Source organism: Bradyrhizobium barranii subsp. apii, from assembly GCF_011516635.5.
Classification (GTDB): domain Bacteria; phylum Pseudomonadota; class Alphaproteobacteria; order Rhizobiales; family Xanthobacteraceae; genus Bradyrhizobium; species Bradyrhizobium barranii.
Genome location: NZ_CP096255.1, coordinates 6,967,274 through 6,985,546, shown reverse-complemented (window position 1 = coordinate 6,985,546; position 18,273 = coordinate 6,967,274). Strand labels below are relative to the sequence as shown.

Annotated in this window: 14 protein-coding genes and 1 pseudogene; 11 read left to right on the top strand and 4 right to left on the bottom strand. The window is 66.0% G+C overall.

All coding sequences use genetic code 11. From position 1 onward, the window contains the following. Nucleotides 1-71: 71 nt before the first annotated feature. Nucleotides 72-2,471: pseudogene (locus HAP41_RS33625) on the top strand (bifunctional diguanylate cyclase/phosphodiesterase). A gap of 3 nt (nt 2,472-2,474) precedes the next feature. Here the strand turns inward: HAP41_RS33625 and HAP41_RS33620 are convergent. Beyond that, nucleotides 2,475-2,909, bottom strand: coding sequence for a hypothetical protein (locus tag HAP41_RS33620; RefSeq protein ID WP_166090408.1), 435 nt, complete (start codon nt 2,907-2,909; stop codon nt 2,475-2,477). Nucleotides 2,910-2,988: 79 nt separating this feature from the next. Here HAP41_RS33620 and HAP41_RS33615 point away from each other — a divergent pair, with 79 nt between their 5' ends. Beyond that, nucleotides 2,989-3,576, top strand: coding sequence for a hypothetical protein (locus HAP41_RS33615; protein WP_166090414.1), 588 nt, complete (start codon nt 2,989-2,991; stop codon nt 3,574-3,576). A gap of 62 nt (nt 3,577-3,638) precedes the next feature. Next, a complete protein-coding gene (locus tag HAP41_RS33610) occupies nt 3,639-4,238 on the top strand; it encodes a YdcF family protein (protein ID WP_166090422.1) in 600 nt (199 codons plus the stop codon). Between the two features lie 69 nt (nt 4,239-4,307). Here HAP41_RS33610 and HAP41_RS33605 read toward each other — a convergent pair whose 3' ends face one another. Beyond that, nucleotides 4,308-5,651: an aminotransferase-like domain-containing protein gene (locus tag HAP41_RS33605; protein ID WP_028148537.1), complete on the bottom strand. Its 1,344-nt coding sequence runs from the start codon at nt 5,649-5,651 to the stop codon at nt 4,308-4,310. A 184-nt stretch (nt 5,652-5,835) separates the two neighbouring features. Here HAP41_RS33605 and HAP41_RS33600 point away from each other — a divergent pair, with 184 nt between their 5' ends. After that, nucleotides 5,836-6,072, top strand: a complete 237-nt coding sequence (locus HAP41_RS33600; RefSeq protein ID WP_166090441.1) for a DUF1127 domain-containing protein — start codon at nt 5,836-5,838, stop codon at nt 6,070-6,072. 150 nt (nt 6,073-6,222) lie between these two features. On the opposite strand, the gene HAP41_RS33595 is transcribed toward HAP41_RS33600, so the two are convergent. Continuing rightward, nucleotides 6,223-6,648, bottom strand: coding sequence for a universal stress protein (locus HAP41_RS33595; protein WP_071917342.1), 426 nt, complete (start codon nt 6,646-6,648; stop codon nt 6,223-6,225). A gap of 60 nt (nt 6,649-6,708) precedes the next feature. Continuing rightward, on the bottom strand, nt 6,709-7,245 hold the full coding sequence (locus HAP41_RS33590) for a SixA phosphatase family protein (RefSeq protein ID WP_038956013.1): 537 nt from the start codon (nt 7,243-7,245) through the stop codon (nt 6,709-6,711). A 93-nt stretch (nt 7,246-7,338) separates the two neighbouring features. Between HAP41_RS33590 and HAP41_RS33585 the strand changes: the two genes are divergently transcribed. The 7 genes from HAP41_RS33585 to HAP41_RS33555 all read left to right on the top strand — a co-directional run bounded on the left by HAP41_RS33585 (nt 7,339) and on the right by HAP41_RS33555 (nt 18,273). Beyond that, a complete protein-coding gene (locus tag HAP41_RS33585) occupies nt 7,339-8,796 on the top strand; it encodes an NAD(P)/FAD-dependent oxidoreductase (protein ID WP_166090464.1) in 1,458 nt (485 codons plus the stop codon). An 87-nt stretch (nt 8,797-8,883) separates the two neighbouring features. Further along, nucleotides 8,884-9,396 (top strand): peptide-methionine (R)-S-oxide reductase MsrB, encoded by a 513-nt coding sequence (gene msrB / locus HAP41_RS33580; RefSeq protein WP_166090468.1) that lies wholly within the window; start codon nt 8,884-8,886, stop codon nt 9,394-9,396. A gap of 291 nt (nt 9,397-9,687) precedes the next feature. Continuing rightward, nucleotides 9,688-11,967 (top strand): flagellar hook-basal body complex protein, encoded by a 2,280-nt coding sequence (locus HAP41_RS33575; RefSeq protein ID WP_166090470.1) that lies wholly within the window; start codon nt 9,688-9,690, stop codon nt 11,965-11,967. Nucleotides 11,968-12,001: 34 nt separating this feature from the next. Continuing rightward, nucleotides 12,002-13,885 (top strand): flagellar hook-associated protein FlgK, encoded by a 1,884-nt coding sequence (flgK, locus tag HAP41_RS33570; RefSeq protein ID WP_085405889.1) that lies wholly within the window; start codon nt 12,002-12,004, stop codon nt 13,883-13,885. Between the two features lie 20 nt (nt 13,886-13,905). After that, on the top strand, nt 13,906-15,780 hold the full coding sequence (locus HAP41_RS33565) for a flagellar protein (RefSeq protein WP_166090490.1): 1,875 nt from the start codon (nt 13,906-13,908) through the stop codon (nt 15,778-15,780). Between the two features lie 71 nt (nt 15,781-15,851). Continuing rightward, entirely contained in the window at nt 15,852-16,634 is a 783-nt protein-coding gene (locus tag HAP41_RS33560; RefSeq protein ID WP_063982262.1) for a methylenetetrahydrofolate reductase, read from the top strand. Then, on the top strand, nt 16,624-18,273 hold the full coding sequence (locus HAP41_RS33555; RefSeq protein ID WP_166090495.1) for a hypothetical protein: 1,650 nt from the start codon (nt 16,624-16,626) through the stop codon (nt 18,271-18,273). The genes HAP41_RS33560 and HAP41_RS33555 overlap by 11 nt, the downstream gene beginning before the upstream one ends.

Here is an 18,273-nt window from a genome sequence, read left to right as displayed (position 1 = left end):
AAACCGGCACATAGCCGGTTACCGACTGTCCATCTCTGCCGGCTCTAGTGCGGTTGGAATAGGGGCCGGCAATGTATCAAGTTCTTTACTGCCTGACGGATCAGCATGATTGGCGTCTGGTCGCACTCGGCGGAGCGGTGTGTCTGCTCGCCAGCGCGGCGGCGATCAGCCTGTTCCACCGCGCGCGTGCGGCGCGCGGGGGAGCTCGCGTATCGTGGGTCGCGCTCGATGCCGTCGTCGCCGGCGGCGGCATCTGGGCAACCCATTTCATCGCGATGCAGGCTTACGGTCCTGGTGCGGGCGGCGCTTACAACATTCCGTTGACGGTCCTGTCGCTGATCTTCGCGATCGCGGTCACCTTCATCGGGCTGAGCATCTCGGTGTCGGTGACGCGGGCGGGCCTGGTTGCGCTCGGCGGCGCCGTCGTTGGTGGCGGCGTTGCCGCCATGCATTACACCGGTATGATGGCGCTCGAGATTCCCGCGCACATCGGCTGGACGACCGGCACAGTGACGGTCTCGATCGTGCTCGGCATCGTTCTCGGGTCGCTTGCCCTGGTCGTTGCGGGCCGGCGCGACAGCCTTGCCGGCGCGCTTGGCGCGACGGTGCTGCTGACGCTTGCCATCGTCTCACATCATTTCACCGCCATGGGCGCCGTGGAGCTGACGCCGGATCCTGCGGTCGTGATCAGCGGCCTGTCGATCCCGCCGGCCTCATTGTCGATCCTCACCGCCAGCGCCGCCGCTGCGATCATCGCGATCGCGCTCGCGGCGGCTCTGCTCGACCGCCGCGCCAAGGGCGAACTGGGACGCCAGCAAGTCGTGCTGGATACCGCGCTCGAGAACATGTCGCAGGGACTGTGCATGTTCGATGCGGACGCCAAGATCCAGCTCTTCAACGAGCGCTAGGCAGCGTTGCTCGGCCGCACCGACATTCCGCTCGCCGGCCGCCTGCTCGTCGACGTGCTGCGGGAAGAGCAGGCCAAGGGCCAGTGGCAGGGCGATGCGGGCGAATTCTTCGCGCGCCTCGTGGCCGACGCGCGCGAGGGCCGCACGACCAGCCAGGTCGTCACCCGGTTCGGTCGTTCCATCCGCGTCGTCAACCAGCCGATGCAGGGCGGCGGCTGGGTTGCGACCTTCGAGGACATTACCGAATGGCTGGAGGCGCAGGCCAAGATCTCGCACATGGCGCGCCATGACGCGCTGACCAATCTGCCGAACCGCGTGCTGTTCCACGAGCAGCTCGAGCAGGGACTGGGCCGGGCGAAGTCGGGCGACCAGCTCGCGGTGCTGTGCCTCGATCTCGATCACTTCAAGGACATCAACGACTCGCTCGGCCATCCCATCGGCGATGCGCTGCTCAAGGAAGTCGGTCGCAGGCTGAAGGCCACTGTCGGCGCGAGCGACACCGTGGCGCGCCTCGGTGGCGACGAGTTCGCCGTGGTCCAGATCGGGCGCTCCGAAGAAGCCGCGGCGCGAGCCCTTGCCGGCCGCCTCGTCGAGGTGATCTCCGCGCCTTACGAGATCGACGACCATCAGATCGTGATCGGCGTCTCGATCGGCATCTCGCTGTCGCCGCAGGACAGCGACAATCCGGACGAGCTGTTGAAGAACGCCGACCTCGCGCTGTACCGCGCCAAGGCGGACGGCCGCGGCACCTATCGCTTCTTCGAGACCGGCATGGATGCGCGCGCGCAGGCGCGGCGGCTGCTGGAGATGGACTTGCGGGCGGCGTTGCTGCGTGACGAGTTCGAGGCGTACTACCAGCCGATCCGCGACGTCGCCAGCGGTCGCGTCGTCGCCTTCGAGGCGCTGTTGCGCTGGAACCATCCGCAGCGCGGCCTGATCGCCCCCATCAACTTCATTCCGGTGGCCGAGGAGACTGGCCTCATCGTTCAGCTCGGCGAGTTCGTGCTGCGTAGCGCCTGCAGTGACGCCGCCACCTGGCCGGACGATGTCGATGTCGCCGTCAACCTGTCGCCGGTGCAATTCAAGAGCCCGAACCTGATCGCATCCGTGACCGATGCGCTGGCAGCCTCGGGGCTCGCGGCGCGGCGGCTCGAGCTCGAGATCACCGAATCGGTGCTGCTCCAGAACAGCGAGGCGACACTGACCACCCTGCACGAGCTGCGCGCCATGGGCGTGCGGATCTCGCTCGACGATTTCGGCACCGGCTATTCGTCGCTGAGCTACCTGCGCAGCTTCCCGTTCGACAAGATCAAGATCGACCGCTCCTTCGTGTCGGAGCTTGCGACGCGCGAGGATTCCATGGCGATCATCCGCGCCGTGACCGGCCTCGGGCGCAGCCTCGGCATCGTCACCACGGCGGAAGGCGTCGAGAACGACGCGCAGCTCGAGCTGCTGCGGCGCGAGGGCTGCACCCAGGCGCAGGGCTATCTTTTCAGCAAGCCGCGGCCCGCATCCGATGTCGCGTTGATGCTGAACCGGCCGCGGCTGCTCGCCTCGGCCTGATGTCTAGCCGCGGCGCAGCGCGAAATGCGCGCCGCAAAACGCCATCACGGCGCCAAGACATAGCGCGGCGAGCCCGGCGAGCACGCCTGAGACGGACGGGATCGGGCTCGGCGCCGAGGCCACCTGGCCCGCACCGGCAAGCAGCAGCACGCCGACCGCGATCAGGAACTGCCGCATCCGCTGCGGGATCTGTCCGGAGACGGCGCTCTGCATCAATGTCGCCGTGAAATAGCCGCCGGAGAAACCGACCGTGGCAATCAGCCACCAGGCGATCGCTGCGCCCGCGGGTATGAATTCATGCGAGTCGGAATGCCAGAGCCCGCCGAGGTCGAGCCCGTAGCGCGCGCCCAGCATGTGCACCGCGAGCGCGAGCAGCACGCCGGAGATCACGGCGGCACCGAGAATCAGGCGGCGCGGAAAAAAGGTCGTCTCAGCCATGCCCCGCTTGTAGGATGGGCGAGGGCGATCGCGCAAGCCGATCGCAGGCGGGATTGCGCGGACGGGATTGATTGTGGGGATGCAGGTTTCGGGAGCGCAAGGCCCGTCGGTCACGAGCTACGCCTACAAGGCGTCGCTGATCGGCTCGGCGCATCGTTTCGATCTGACGGACGAGGGCCTGTCCTGGCACATCGCCGGCCGCTCCGGCCTGTGGCGCTATGACGAGATCTCGGCGATCCGGCTGTCGTTTCGCCCGGTGTCGATGCAGCAGCACCGCTTTCGCGCCGATGTCAGCCACACCGGCGGCGGCCGCATCAGGATCCTGTCGACGAGCTGGCAGACTGCGGCGCTGATGGCGCCGCAGGACAACGGTTTTCGCGATTTCATCATCGAATTGCACGCACGGATGGCGCAAGCCGGCAGCCGCGCCGAATTGACCGCAGGCCTCGGCCGCAAGACCTATGCGGCGGTGCTGGCCTTCCTGGCGGTGCTGACGGTGGCGATGACGGGGCTTCTGATCCGCGCGCTCATGATCGGGGAGTTCGCCGGCGCCCTGTTCATCATCGGCTTCGCCGCGCTGTTCGCCTGGCAGGTCGGCGGCTTCGTGCGGCGCAACCAGCCGCACAGCTACAGTTTTGATCGTGTGCCGAAGGCGTTGCTGCCTTAGGTGCAATCGGCCGCAATCAAACGTGACTTCGCGCTCCCGCGCCGGTGTCGCATCGTGCTGTCATGCCAACCATGGATCGCAGCAGGCGCCAGCCTACAGCGGATGAGATCGTCGAAATCAACCGTACGCATCTGATCGATACGCCGCTCCGGCCGGCCGATCTGTTGTTCATGTTCGGCACCCGCGAGGACGTTGGCTTGCGCGCCGACACCGCCACGAGGCTGTGGCGCGAGGGCCTTTTCCGCTGGTCGATTGTCAGCGGTGGTGTGACGCCGGGCTCGGAGCAATCTGAGTGCACCATCATCAAGGCAGCGATGGTTGCGGCCGGCATTCCGGCGGACCTCATCCTCGAGGAACATCGCGCAATGAACACCGGCGAGAACGTGATCTTCTCGCTGCCGATCATTGATGCGGCGCTTGGACTGCGAAACATCCGGAGCGTGATCTGCCTCGGCAACACCTGGACGGCGCGCCGCTACCCGATGACGCTGCATCGGCACTGGCCTGAAGTCGAGAAGATGCTGCTCACCGTCGACAGCTTTGCGACGTCGCGCGCGCTCTGGCACACCGATGTCGAGTTTCGCCGGCGTGTCCTGCACGAATGGGACAAGATCGAGCCGTACAAGGCGAGGGGCTTTATCGCGGAATGGCCCGCGACCTGAGCGGCGAAGGGCCGGATCTTTGTCGTGACGCGTTCTCGAACCGGTATCACTTCGCTCGCAACGCTCTGGCTACTCCGTCGAGTCGAAATCCTCTTCCTTGGTGCCGAGCAGCGACACGAGCGTGCGCAGGCCGGAATCGAGCTGCTCGAGCGAGGGCGGGGCGAGCGCGAGCCGCACCGCGTTCGGTGCATGTCCGTGGGCAATTGCAAACGTCGAGGATGGCGTCAGTGCGATGCCGCGCCGGGCTGCTGCGGCGACGAAGGTCTGCGAGCGCCAGTGCGGCGGCAGTGTCAGCCAGAGATGATAGGAGCGCGCGTCGGCCGCGATCTGGTAGCCGGCAAGCAGCCTTGCCGCGGTCTGCTGCCGGCGCGCAGCGTCGATCCGTTTCAGCCGTGTCAGCTCGGCGACGGTGCCGTCGGCCATCAGCCGCTGCCCGGACGCCAACGCATGGCCCGAGGCGATCCAGCCGCCGGTCCGCACCGCGCTCATCACGCTCTCGCGCAGATGCGGCGGGGTGACGAGGATGCCGAGCGCGAGGCCCGGTGCGACCTTCTTGGACAGGCTGTCGATCACGATGCAACGGTCCGGCCCGAGGGCTGCCAGCGGCGTGTCGTCGGCAAGGAAGCCGTAGACGGCGTCCTCGATGATGGTGAGATCGAGCTTCTCGGCGACGCGCATGATGTCGGCACGCCGCGTCGCGTTCATGGTGACGCCGAGCGGGTTCTGGATGATGGGCTGGAGATACAGCGCCGACAGATGCGCTTCGCGATGCGCCTTCTGGATCGCATCGGGCCTCGCGCCAAATTCGTCCATCGGAATCGGGACCAGCGTCACGCCGAGCCGCGCGGCGATGCTCTTGACGTAAGGGTAGGTCAGCGCCTCGACGCCGCAGCGGCCGCCGGTGGGAACGAGGGCGGCGAGCGCGGCGGCGAGCGACTGCTTGCCGTTGGCGGTGAAGACGATCTGCTCGGCCTGCGGCGTGAAATCCTTGCGCGCGAGATAGGCGACGGCCGCATTGCGCGCGCTCTTGGTACCGGTGCTGGTCGAGACGCGCAGGGCGGATTCGAGCGCGTCGACGCGCTCGAGCCCGGCAAGGCTCTTGGCGATCATGGCCCATTGCTGCGGCAATAACGGATAATTGACCTCGAAATCGATCCGCGCGTCGCGCGGCTCGCTCAACGCCTCGACCTCGCGCTTGATGTCGCCGGAGATGAAGGTGCCGCGGCCGACTTCGCCGACGACGAGCCCGCGGCGAAGCAGCTCCGTATAAACCCGGCTCGCGGTCGAGACCGCGATGCCGCGGTCATAGGCAAAGTTGCGCTGTGGCGGCAGCCGGTCGCCGGGCCTTAACGTGCCTTTAGTGATATCGGCCGCAATGGCATCGGCAAGCTTCACGTATTCGAACTTGGACATTATTGCACCGAGAGCAATGTTTTACTTGCTCCGAGTAGTGTACTGGAGCATTTAAGTTCCATCAAGTTCCGCGATTGAGCCGAGGAGAGCGAGAGCAATCCGACGGCAAATGAGGTGCAGGCGCTCACAGCGTCCGCGCCAACGGCACCTGCTTCGCTGCGCGGACAATAGGCCGGAGAAGAAAATGACCACGATCTCGCAAACTGCCGGTCGGAGTTTACGCCCACCCTCGTCGGGCGGATTTTTCAGCACGCTCGCCAACGTTGCTCATGCGCTGTTCGATCGCCTGGAGCGCCGCTCTGCCGTCAAGACGCTGAACGAGCTCGACGACCACGCCTTGCGCGACATCGGGATTACGCGCAGCCAGATCGAGGATGCCGTCTACGGGCAGTTCAAGGCCGAGCTGACGCGATATCTGTGAGTTCATTCGGCCGCCACGCCCGCAAGTCCGGGCGTGGTGACAATGCCTCCGCGTCGTCATTGCGAGCGGAGCGAAGCAATCCAGACTGCCACCGCGGAAAGACTCTGGATTGCTTCGCTGCGCTCGCAATGACAGCGTTTGTTGTGGCGCTCAGTGCCTGACCACCAGCACCGAGCACTTGGCGTAGCGCACGACGTGCCCGGCATTGGAGCCGAGGAAATAGGTGCGCATCGCCGGCCGGTGCGAGGTCATCACAATCAGGTCGGCCTTCATGTGCATGGCCTCCTCCAGGATCTCATGATAGATGCCGCCCTGTCGCACCACGCTGGAAATGCGCCCCGTCTCGATGCCTGACTCGCGCGCGACGATGGCGAGCGCTTCCTCGGAGGTCTGGCGCTGCTGCTCGTCGAAATCGGCCGGGACGTATTCGGCGAGCATCACCGGCGTCATCGGCAGCACGTTGAGCAGTCGTATCGATCCGCTCCAGGTCTGCGACAGCGTTATCGCGGTCGCGAGCGCCGGCTTGGCCAGATCGGTGTCGGCGAGGTCGATGGGCACGAGGATGGACTTGAACATCTGCGCCTCCCAATTGACCAAGCTAGGATCAACCGGTCGAGACGGCGCGCCCCGCGCGTCTCAACCCGATCGAAGCAGCTTGGGGCTGACGAACAGCACCAGTTTGCCGCGGCGGTAGGCCACGTCACCCCAATCCTTGACGTCAAAGTCGAAGATCGCAAGCCCCGACGTGGGCAGATTGTGAGCGAGCGCCTTGGCGCCGGCCGGATCGCCGCCGCCCATCAGCATCAGCGCGGCCTCGTGCATGCCGGGATTGTGGCCCACCAGCAGCAACTGCTTCGGGTTGGCCGGAACGGTTGCAGTGCGAATGGATTCCAGGATCTGGGCGGGATCGGCGCCGTAGAGTTCGGGCAGGACCTCAACCTGCGGCGCTGCGACTCGGTCCTTCATCGTCTCCCAGGCAATGTCCCAGGTCTGCCGGGCCCGGACGGCGTGCGACACCAGCACGGCCTTGGGGAACGGGGGATGGGTGGCGAGCCAATCCCCGATCTGCGCGGCGTCCTTGTGGCCGCGGTCGTCGAGGCGACGATCCTGGTCACGGCCGCTCGGCGCGTCAGTCTCGGTCTTGGCGTGACGCAGCAGCATCAAACGGCGCATGGCATTCTCGAATCGTTACGCGTCCAGCATAATCTACAGGCGCCGGTTGAGGACAAGGTGACAAGGGCCCGATCGGTCCTTTAAGGAAACGACATGAGCGAGACTTTCACAAGCGTGTCCCAGGAAGAAGCCGGCTTTCGTGAACGCACGCGACTGTCGTTTGATCTCGACGCCGACATCTGCGTGATCGGGGCCGGGCTTGCCGGGCTCTCCATCGCGCTGGAGGCAGCCCGGCTCGGAGCCAGCGTCGCGGTGCTCGAGGGCCGCCATATCGGCTGGAACGCCTCCGGAAACCAGCTCGGCACCGTGATGCCGGGCTTTGCGCTGCCGCTCGCAGATTTGATCGAGCGCGTCGGCTTTGAGGACGCGCGCGAATTGTGGACACTGGCGAAGGAGGGCGCCGAGTTCGTCCGGGCCAACGCCACCGAAGAGAACATGCCCGGCATTGGCCCGAGCGATGGCGTGCTGGAGGTCTCCAACGTCGATGCCGGCGACCGGCTGATCAGCCGGTTGCAGATGCTCCACGAGGATTTCGACACGGAGGTCGAGGGCTGGCAGGTGGATCGCGTCCGCGAGGCGCTCAAGACCGACCGCTACTTCCACGGCGTCTATTATCCCCGGGCATTCCAGCTCGACGGCCGCAAATATGTGCACGGCCTCGCAACGCTGGCGCGGCGGGCGGGAGCGCGCATCTTCGAGGATACGCCGGTCGTCAGCATCGATCATTCCGGCATCCGCAAGCGCATCGTCACGCCCTCGGCGCGGCTGCGCGCCACCCACATCGTGCTCGCCGGCAACATCCACCTCGGCGCGCCGTTGAGGCGCCTGTCGGAGACGCTGCTGCCGGTCTGGCGCTATGCCGGGATTACCGCCCCGCTCGGCGAGCGCGTGCACGAGATCGTGGCGTTCAAGGGATCGGTGATGGATTCCGACGGGGTCGACCATTTCCGTGTCGTCGACGGCGACCGCCTGATGTGGGAAAGCCCCGAGACCACCTGGGCCGCGCGTCCGCAGCGCTTTGCGGGCGCGGTCAGGCGGCGGATCAGATCGATTTTCCCCCAGTTCGGCGATGTCGAGATCACCGACATGTTCGGCGGCGCCACCGGCCAGACCGTGCACGGCATGCCGCAGATCGGCCAGCTGCGCAAAGGCCTGTGGGTGGCAAGCGGGTTCGGCCGCCAGGGCATGAACACCTCGGCCATGGCCGGGCAGCTGATCGCGCGCAGCATTTTGTGGGGCGACGAGCGCTGGCGGCTGTTCTCGCCGTTCGAGCTGGTCTGGGCGGGTGGCACGACCGGACGCGTCGCGGGCCAATTGGTGGGAGCCTGGGGCAGGGCGAGTTCCGCCGCCGCAGGCTCGCTCGCCCGCTACCGAGAGCGGGCCCGCGTCAAGGACCGGGAACGCGAGGCGCGCCTCGCCGAAGCCAACCGGGCCGCCGGCACCGGTCCGCGCCGTCCGCCGCCGGGTGTCCGGCCGCGGCCGGCCCCTCCGCCGAAACCTGCGGCCGAGGGCGTGGAACCGGTTCTGCAGGGCGACGTCGTCTCGCAATAAGTTGAGAAGAACCCCGCCCGGACGTGTAACGTCGGCCGTTAGAGCCCGTATCTCAGAGCGTGGACTCCCCCGCGCACGGAGAATCAGATGTTTGACCGCCGCATCCTGCTGACAACTGTTGCCGGCCTGTTCGGCCTTTCGGCCTTCCGCTGGTTGAGAGGAACGCCCGCCGAGGCTGGAGAGAAGGCCGCGCAAAAATTCGAGATCGAGAAGACGGACGCCGAGTGGCGCGCCCAGCTCACGCCGCAGCAATATGAAATCCTCCGTAAGGAGGGCACCGAGAGGCCAGGCTCCAGCCCGCTGCTCAAGGAACACCGCAAGGGCATCTTCGCCTGCGCCGGCTGCGACCTGCCGCTGTTCGCATCCGACACCAAGTTCGAGAGCGGCACGGGTTGGCCGAGCTTCTACCAGCCGATCGAAGGCAATGTCGGCAAGACGGAGGACCGTACCTTCGGCATGGTGCGCACCGAAGTGCATTGCCGGCGCTGCGGCGGCCATCTCGGCCACGTCTTCGACGACGGTCCGAAGCCGACCGGATTGCGCTATTGCATCGACGGTTTCGGGCTGGTCTTCCACCCGGCCGCCGCGTCGGCAACGTAGGTCTCGCTGGAGACATTCCGGAGCGATGCGTGAGCGTCGAATCCGGAATCTCGAGCTTCTCAGGTGCGCAATTGCGCACCTGAGTTCGGTGCTGCGGGCCGCCCCGGAATGACCCGATGCCCCGGCAATTGTTGCCTGCCCGGCAATTGTGCCCCGGGCATCGGACCGGGGCCTTCCCATTCAAGTCATTGATTTCCTGAGAATACCCGCATTGGCATAGCCCTTGCGACTGTCTCTTCCGACTGCGGCCATGGTCGACCGGCCGCCGAGATCGGATCTGGAGACAAAGTTATGGGTATCTTCGATGCAATGAACACCTCGGTGGGTGGCCTGCAGGCGCAGTCCTACGCGCTGCAGAACATTTCCGGCAACATCGCGAACTCATCCACCACCGGTTACAAGGGCATCGGGACCAGCTTCGTCGATCTCATTCCCGACGCCTCGGTCCCGAGCAAGCAGGTCGCGGGCGGTGTGACGGCCAACGCCAAGGCGACCATCACCACCCAGGGTACGATCTCGTCCTCCTCCGTCGCGACCAACATGGCGATCACCGGCGACGGCTTCTTCTCGATCCAGAAGGCGACTAACGTCGTCGACAACTTGCCGCAGTTCAGCGGCGTCACCTACTACACCCGCCGCGGCGACTTCCAGCTCAATTCCAACGGCAATCTCGTCAATGGCGCCGGCTACTACCTGATGGGCGTCACGGTCGACCCCAAGACCGGCAACCCGACCGGCAATGTGGCGTCCGTCCTGAAATTCCAGAACAACTTCATCCCGGCACAGGCGACAACCGCGATCCAGTACGCCGCGAACCTGCCGAGCGTGCCGAACACGGGGGCGAGCTCGACTGCGGCGAGCGGCACGCTGCTGGCGGCCGGCGGCCTGAACCCGTCCGATTTCGCCGCCAACCCGCTGATCGTCGGCACGCCGCCGCCGCCCTATTCGAATGCGACGGTCTCCGGCGCGGCGGCCACCGGCAATCTGCGCTCGGCCTATACGGCGACGACCGCGACTGGCTCGGTGGCACTGCAGGACAACGCTTCGGCGGCGGCAACTGGCAGCACGCCGCTCGATGCCGGCTTGGCCACGCATCTCAACACCAGCCTGCTCACCAACCTCGCCGGCAAGTCGTTGACGGTCAACGGCCAAACAATCAACTTCGACAACACCGTCTCGGGCGTTTCGACGGCTGCAGGCCCCCCTGTCGTCACTACGATTGGTCTGAAGTCGCCCACCAGCGCACTGATGTCGGATGTCCTCAGCGCGATCGCGTCTGGAGCCGGCGTTCCCGCCTCCAGCGTGACTATGAATGCCAGCGGCAACATCCAGATCACGACCAGCACCACGGCCGACGTGACGATCGGCGGCACCGCGGCAGGATTGCTCGGCGTCAGCAGCGTGACGCGCGGCGGTAACGTGCTGTCCACTCCCGCGATTACGAGTGGTACACAGCTCGGCGGCACCGCGACGCCCGGCGGGGCGGAAGTCCTCTCGACGCCCTTCGTGGTCGGCAACACGATCCAGGTCAACGGCACGGGAGCTGCCAACACGATCACCTTCGTGGCCTCCGGCGCTACCCCTCCGAACCAGATCAACATCACCGACTCCATAGCGACTCTGCTCAGCCAGATCGACACGCTCAGCGGTGCGAGCGGTTCTTCGATCAGCAACGGCGTGATCACCCTGAATACCGGTATCGCCAATCCCACCTTGACGGTGACGAGCCCCAACAACAGCAGCGCCTTCGCCGCGCTCGGCTTCACGTCGTCCATCTCCAAGAACCGCGGCGGTGGCGGCACTGCCGGCACCGGCGGCGTGATCGGCAACGACATCGCCACGTTCACCAAGGAATCGATCAGCGGCGGTGCGGTCACCGCCTACAACGCCGCGGGCACGCCGGTGAACCTGCAGCTGCGTTGGGCCAAGACCGACAGCGCCTCGCTGGGCACCGGCCATTCCGACACCTGGAACTTGTTCTACCAGACCGATCCGAATGCGACCGGCACGACGGTCGGCTGGGTCAACACCGGGCAGGCCTTCACCTTTGCCAGCGACGGCTCGCTGACCTCGCCGAGCGGATCGGGCATCACCATCAACAACGTCAGCGTCGGCGGCCAGTCGCTCGGCTCGGTCGCCTTCAACATGTCCTCGGGCGGGCTGACGCAATATGCCAGCACCAGCGGCGCGGTGACGATCAACACCATCACGCAGAACGGCTACGCCGCCGGTCAGCTCCGCTCGGTCGCCGTCAACAACAGCGGCCTCGTGGTCGGCACCTTCTCCAACGGCCAGAACCTCAACCTCGCCCAGGTGACGCTGTCGCACTTCAACGGCACCAATTACCTCAAGGCCCTCGACGGCGGCGCTTACGCCGCGACCGAACAGTCGGGCACAGCGATCGACGGCGCGTCGGGCAGCATCAGCGGCTCGTCGCTGGAAGGCTCGAACACCGACATCGCCGACGAATTCACCAAGCTGATCGTGACCCAGCAGGCCTATTCGGCCAACACCAAGGTGATCACGACAGCGAATTCGATGGTGCAGGATCTCTTGAACGTGTTGCGCTGATCGGCGCGTGACGTAACCAAAGGCGGCTAGTGATATGGGTTTGAGTTCAGCCCTCGCCAGTGCGATGAGCGGTCTACGTGCCAACCAGGCCGCGCTCTCGATCGTCTCCTCGAACGTCGCCAACTCGCAGACGCCGGGTTACGTCGTCCAGAGGCCGAACCAGATCGAGGTCACCACCGGCGATTTCGGCTCGACGGCGATGACGACCGGCGTCAGCCGGGAGCTCGACACCTTTGTGCAGAACCAGCTGCGCACCGAGACCGGCGGCAGCGGTTACGCCGACCAGATGGCCAACATCCTGAAGCAGCTTCAGAGTGTCTACGGCACGCCCGGCAACAGCGGCACGCTCGAAACCGCGCTGAACAAATTCACCACGGCGTTGCAGGCGCTGTCGACCAGCGCCGGCTCGTCGTCGGCGCAGACGGTTGCCCTCGGCGCGGCGCAGGCGTTGGCGAAGCAGCTCAACGTCACCACCAACGGCATCCAGTCGCTGCGCTCCAACGTCGAGCAGGATCTCGGCACCTCGGCACAGCAGGCCAACGCGGCGATGCAGCAGGTCGCCGACATCAACACCAAGCTTCAGGGCTTGTCGGCAAACGACCCGTCCGCCGCGACGCTGATGGACCAGCGCGACCAGGCCATCAACACGCTGTCGAAATATGTCGACGTTCGCGTCACCACCGACGGTTCGAACCAGGCCAATATCTACACCACGACAGGCATCCAGCTCGTCGGCGCCGGGCTCGCCTCGCAATTCACCTTTGCCTCCGCCGGCGCGCTGTCGGCGACCTCGCTCTACAACGCCGACCCGGCCAAGTCGGGCGTCGGTGCGCTCAACATCAAGCTGCCGAACGGCTCGCAGCTCGACGTCGTCGCCAACAACGTGGTCTCCTCCGGCCAGATCGCGGCTGATCTCAAGCTGCGCGACCAGACGCTGGTGCAGGCGCAGGACCAGATCGACCAGCTCGCCGCGACGATGTCGAGCGCGCTGTCGGACAAGACCACGGCCGGCAGCACGGTCTCGGGCCCGCCGGCCGGATTCGATCTCGACCTTGCCGGTGCGCAGCCGGGCAATACGGTCAACATCACCTACAAAGACACGGCGACCAACACCCAGCGCCAGATCACGCTCGTCAACGTGACCGACCCGGCGGCGCTGCCGCTCCAGAACGCCACCAATGCCAACCCGATGCGGGTGGGCGTCAATTTCTCCGGCGGCATGAATGCGATCGCCGCTGCGCTCAACACCGCGCTCTCAGGCTCGCACCTGACGTTCTCCGCCGCTCCGTCGCCAGCGACGGCCACGACGCTGCGGGTGACCGATGACAATACCGGCCTTGCCCAGGTCAATTCGGCCTCGACCACCAAGACGATCTCGTCGCTGACCTCGGGCAGCCCGCAGCTGGCGGTGTTCACCGACGGCGGGCAGGCGCTCTACACCGGTGCGATCACCGCCTCGGGCTCGCAGATGACCGGCCTTGCCGGGCGCATCGCCGTGAACACGCAGCTGGTCAGCGATCCCACGCGGCTGTCCGTCTACAACACCTCGCCGGTGACGCCCGCCGGCGATACCACGCGCTCGGACTATCTCTATTCGCAGCTCACCAATGCGGTGTTTTCCTATTCGCCGACGACCGGCCTCGGCTCGGCGAACCAGCCCTTCACCGGCAGCGTCTCGAACTACCTCCAGCAGTTCCTGAGCGTCCAGGCCAACGCCTCGACCCAGGCCACCCAGCTCCAGCAGGGCCAGAGCGTCGTGGTCTCGACGCTCCAGGCCAAGTTCGACTCGACCTCCAGCGTCAATCTGGACTCGGAGATGTCGAACCTGATCCAGCTTCAGAATGCCTATGCCGCCAACGCCCACGTCATGTCGGTGGTGCAGAGCATGATGAACACGTTGATCCAGGCTCAAGTGTAACCAGTACAGGGTTCTGAAAGATGTCGATCAGCAGCATCAACTACTCCTCGTCGGTCCTCGGCGCGCAGATCCGCAACATCAATCAGCAGCTTACCGACCTGTCGACGCAGCTCGCAACCGGCAAGCTGTCGCAGAACTATTCCGGGATGGGCACCAACGAGGGCTTTGCGATCGCCGGGCGTTCGCAGCTCTCCAACATCGCCGCCTATACCGACACGATCACGAACGTGAACGTGAACATCAACCTCGCCAATACCGCGCTCCAGTCGCTCACGACGATCCGCAACACGGTGCAGACCGGCTCCGCAAGCACCGCGCGGGATCTCAACGTCAACGGACAGACCGTCGCGCAGAACACAGCCGCTTCGCAGTTCGGCTCGATGGTCGGCGTTCTCAACACGCAGTCGGGCAACCGCTATCTGTTCTCCGGGACGGCGTTCAACACGCAGTCGGTTGCCAATGCCGGCGACATCATCAACGGCACGACCACGCAGGCGGGCTTCAAGACCGTCATGGCGGAACGCCAGGCCGCCGACCTCGGTGCCAACGGCATGGGACGGCTGGTGCAGACGCAGCCGACGCCGAGCTCGGTGCGGGTATCCGAGGACGTCGCCGGATCGCCGTTCGGAATGAAGATCGCGGCGGTGTCCTCGACGCTGACGGGTGCGACGGTTACCGGCCCGAGCGGCTCGCCGGTGTCGTTCTCGGTCGATCTCAACGGCCTCAACCCGAACGACGGCGACAAGCTGAGCGTCCAGTTCACGCTGCCGGACGGCACCACCGGGCAGGTCGACCTGACCGCGTCCTCGGCCACGCCGACGCCGATCGGCAGCTTCGCGATTGACGCGACGACTCCCGGCAACACGGCCGCGAACCTCAACACGGCATTGAACACCGCGATCACGAAGCTCGCCAACACCTCGCTTGTCGCGGCATCCGCGATCACGGCCGGCGACAATTTCTTCAACACCGCAAGCTCCGCGATCGGTGCGCCCGTCAACAACCAGGCGGCCCCGCCGGCGCCGATCAGCGGAGCAACGGCGCTGTCCGGCGCCAGCCCCTCGAATTCGATCTCGCCGGGCTTCGCCGCCGGCGACACCATCACCGTGAACGGCACCACGCTGACCTTCGTCAATTCGGGCGCGACCGGCAACCAGCTCAATGTCGGCGACAGCATCCAGACGCTGATGAGCAAGATCGACCAGATCACGGGGACGTCGAAGCCTTCGACCGTGCATGGCGGCTCGATCACGATCAACACGGACGACGCGGCGAGCCTCAACATCACGACCTCGAACTCGGGCGCACTCAACTCGCTCGGTTTCGGCTCGACGCCGGTCACCGCGACGCAGCCGCCATTGCGCGTCGGTTCTTCACCGGCGAGTTCGGCGACGACGCTGGTCAACGGCTCGGCCAATACCGTGAAATGGTACACCGGCAATGACGGGCCAGGCTCGCCGCGCTCCACGGCGATGGCGCGGGTGGATGATTCAGTCACGGTGCAATATGGCGCGCAGGCCAACGAGGACGCGATCCGCCAGCAATTGCAGGCGATCGCCGTGTTCGGGACGTTCTCGACCTCGCCGACCAGCCAGTATGCGGGCGGGCAGGTCTCCGCGCTGAGCCTGCGGGTGACGCAGTCCCTGACGAAGCAGCCCGGCCAGCAGCACATCGAGGACATCCAGACGGACCTCGCGATGGCCCAGAACACGATGAAGGACGCAGGCACGCGCCAGACCCAGGCCAAGGCGCAGCTCCAGTCCATCATCGACCAGGCGGAATCGGCCTCGCCGGATCAGGTGGCGAGCGAGCTCTTGTCGCTCCAGAATGCGCTTCAAGCGTCCTACCAGGTTACCTCGAAACTCGCGCAGCTGTCGCTCGTCAAGTTCCTGTAACGGCGCATTAAGACGCCGTTAACCATGCCTCTTTACCTTTTGGTGAGGAGTTGAGCGGGGCGGGGCCGTCGATGTCGGACAAGATGCAGCTGGTGGTGGCCACGCCGTGCTTCGGCGGGCAGGTCTCGAGCATTTATGCGAGCTCGATCTTCGCGCTCCAGCGCGCCGTGCACGGCATGTCCAATCTCGAGCTCAAGGTGCTCCTGCGTGACGGCGATGCGCTGATCACGCGCGCGCGGGCCAATCTGGCCGCGATGTTTCTCGACGATCCAAAGGCGACCCATTTCCTGTTCATCGATGCCGACATCGGCTTCAAGCCCGAGCAGGTGTTCAGGCTGATCGAATGCGGCGCGGATGTCGTCGCCGGCTGTTATCCGATCAAGCGGGTCAACTGGGACAAGGCGAGGCGGGCGATCGAGTCCGGCCGCGCGGATGTGCCGGCGGCCGCGCTCGATTATGTGCTCGAGATCGAGGATCCCGACCGCATCGTGGTGGTCAACGGTTTTACCCGCGTGCGCTACGCCGGCACCGGCTTCCTGATGATCCGCCGCCACGTGCTGGAGGCGATGTGCCGCCACCCCAACTATGCCGGCCTGCAATTCTTCCGCGAGCATTCGCACGACACGCTGGCGGCGAGCCAGAACCGCTTCGCGCTGTTCGAATGCATGATCGATCCGGCGACCGGCACCTATCTCTCCGAGGACTTCGCCTTCTGCAAGCGCTGGACCGACATCGGCGGCGAAATCTGGGCCGACATCGAGAGCTCGCTGGATCACGTCGGGCCGTCGGTGTTCCACGGTGACATCGCCTCGCAATTCGCAGCCGCGCCCGCGGCAGCTGCCGATGCGGCGTGAGCCTTCCGGGATGAGTGCCGGCGCATCCGGTCTGTCAGTCCCCGAGCGCACATTCGACGGCGGCTCGCGCTACCGCCTGCGCGATCTCTTCACGCCACTGGACACGCTGCTCGTCTCCGGCGGAGATCCGCGGCTGGCGCTCGACGCTGGGGATCGCGTCAATGCCTATGGCTGTGCGGCCTCGCCGGAACCCGAGATCTGGAATTTCGCCTCCTCGACGGCATCGACGATCTCGCAACTCGCCTATGACCGCGCCGCGCTGGCGCGGGAAGAACTGATGCACAGGTGCCTGTTCGACGAGGTCGAGATCGCCTTCGATGCGCGCTGCGAGGGCATGCGCGAGGAGTTGCGCGGCCATCTCCAGCTCTCGCCGCGCGTCGACGTCGTGTTCTCGCCGTCCGGGACGGATTCTCAGCTCCACGCCCTGTTCCTGGCGCGTGCAGTGCTCGGCGCCCCGCCAGTGACGATCGTGGTCGGCGCCGACCAGACCGGTAGCGGCACGGCCCAGACCGCGCGCGGTCACCATTTCAGCTCCATGACGGCGAGCGGCCTTGCCGTGCGTAAGGACGGCGCGGTTGCCGGACTCGCCGGCGCCAGCGTGACGTTGCCGCTGCTTCGGGCCGGGCCGGGGATCGCGATGCGCGCCGACACCGATGCCGCGGTGCTGGAGGCGATCGAAGCGACCATCGCGCAAGGTGCGCCCGTGCTGCTTCAGATCATGGATTCCTCGAAGCTCGGCTGGCGCGCGCCGAGCGTGGCCTGTCTCGACGAGATCGCGTGGCGCTGGCCGCGCAAGGTTCAGGTCGTCGTCGACGCCTGTCAGGCGCGGCTCGGCCGCCGCCGGCTACGCTCCTATCTCGACCGCGGCTATATGGTGCTGATCACCGGCTCGAAATTCTTCGGCGGCCCTGCCTTCAGCGGCGCGCTGCTGGTGCCGAAGGGGTTTTCGCGGTCGCTCGACCGGATTGAGGGGATTGCGCCGGGCTTCTTCGACTATGCCGGCCGCTGCGATTGGCCGATGGCCTGGACGGCGCTGCGCTCACGCTTCGAGCGCCGGCCGAATTTCGGACAATGGCTGCGCTGGGAGGCGGCGCTCGCGGAGATCGGCAGCTACTACGCCGTGCCCGGAGCTTTCCGCGTCAGGGCGCTGGCCGAGCTTGCCGCCGGCATCGACAGCATGATCGCGCTGTCGCCGTCGCTTCAACCCGTTCCAACGGCGACCGAGAAGACTGCCGGGGACGACGAGGAGTTCGCGCACGCCACGATCTTTCCGTTCATGCTGCTGCGCGACGGCAAGCCGGTCTCGATGGCCGAGACCGGCGCCGTCCATCGGGCGCTGCGGCGTGACATGAACGACGAAATCAGCGGCAGCGCGGCGGACCGGCAGATCGCCGTCCAGCGCAGCCTGATCGGCCAGCCGGTCCGGCTGGAGCGGCAGGACGATGCGCCGCAAGCCGTGCTGCGCCTCTGCGTCGGCGCCCGGCTCGTGACCGAGGTCTGGTCGCCGGATATGGCGCAGGCACGACGCAATGTGCAGCACCTGCTCGATCGCATCGCCCATGTCCTGGTGAAGATCGAGCTGCTGCTTGACCGCGGCGCAGCCGCAACCGCACCGGAAAAGTCCGCCTTCGAGGTATGA

Bases quoted from the DNA above. Each gene is read 5' to 3' on its own strand.
- HAP41_RS33575 (WP_166090470.1), top strand. From the start codon at position 9,688: ATGGGTATCTTCGATGCAATGAACACCTCGGTGGGTGGCCTGCAGGCG.
- HAP41_RS33590 (WP_038956013.1), bottom strand. From the start codon at position 7,245: ATGCGCCGTTTGATGCTGCTGCGTCACGCCAAGACCGAGACTGACGCG.
- HAP41_RS33595 (WP_071917342.1), bottom strand. From the start codon at position 6,648: ATGTTCAAGTCCATCCTCGTGCCCATCGACCTCGCCGACACCGATCTG.
- HAP41_RS33620 (WP_166090408.1), bottom strand. From the start codon at position 2,909: ATGGCTGAGACGACCTTTTTTCCGCGCCGCCTGATTCTCGGTGCCGCC.
- HAP41_RS33615 (WP_166090414.1), top strand. From the start codon at position 2,989: ATGCAGGTTTCGGGAGCGCAAGGCCCGTCGGTCACGAGCTACGCCTAC.
- HAP41_RS33555 (WP_166090495.1), top strand. From the start codon at position 16,624: ATGCGGCGTGAGCCTTCCGGGATGAGTGCCGGCGCATCCGGTCTGTCA.
- HAP41_RS33600 (WP_166090441.1), top strand. From the start codon at position 5,836: ATGACCACGATCTCGCAAACTGCCGGTCGGAGTTTACGCCCACCCTCG.
- HAP41_RS33560 (WP_063982262.1), top strand. From the start codon at position 15,852: ATGTCGGACAAGATGCAGCTGGTGGTGGCCACGCCGTGCTTCGGCGGG.
- HAP41_RS33605 (WP_028148537.1), bottom strand. From the start codon at position 5,651: ATGTCCAAGTTCGAATACGTGAAGCTTGCCGATGCCATTGCGGCCGAT.
- HAP41_RS33585 (WP_166090464.1), top strand. From the start codon at position 7,339: ATGAGCGAGACTTTCACAAGCGTGTCCCAGGAAGAAGCCGGCTTTCGT.
- HAP41_RS33565 (WP_166090490.1), top strand. From the start codon at position 13,906: ATGTCGATCAGCAGCATCAACTACTCCTCGTCGGTCCTCGGCGCGCAG.
- msrB (WP_166090468.1), top strand. From the start codon at position 8,884: ATGTTTGACCGCCGCATCCTGCTGACAACTGTTGCCGGCCTGTTCGGC.
- flgK (WP_085405889.1), top strand. From the start codon at position 12,002: ATGGGTTTGAGTTCAGCCCTCGCCAGTGCGATGAGCGGTCTACGTGCC.
- HAP41_RS33610 (WP_166090422.1), top strand. From the start codon at position 3,639: ATGCCAACCATGGATCGCAGCAGGCGCCAGCCTACAGCGGATGAGATC.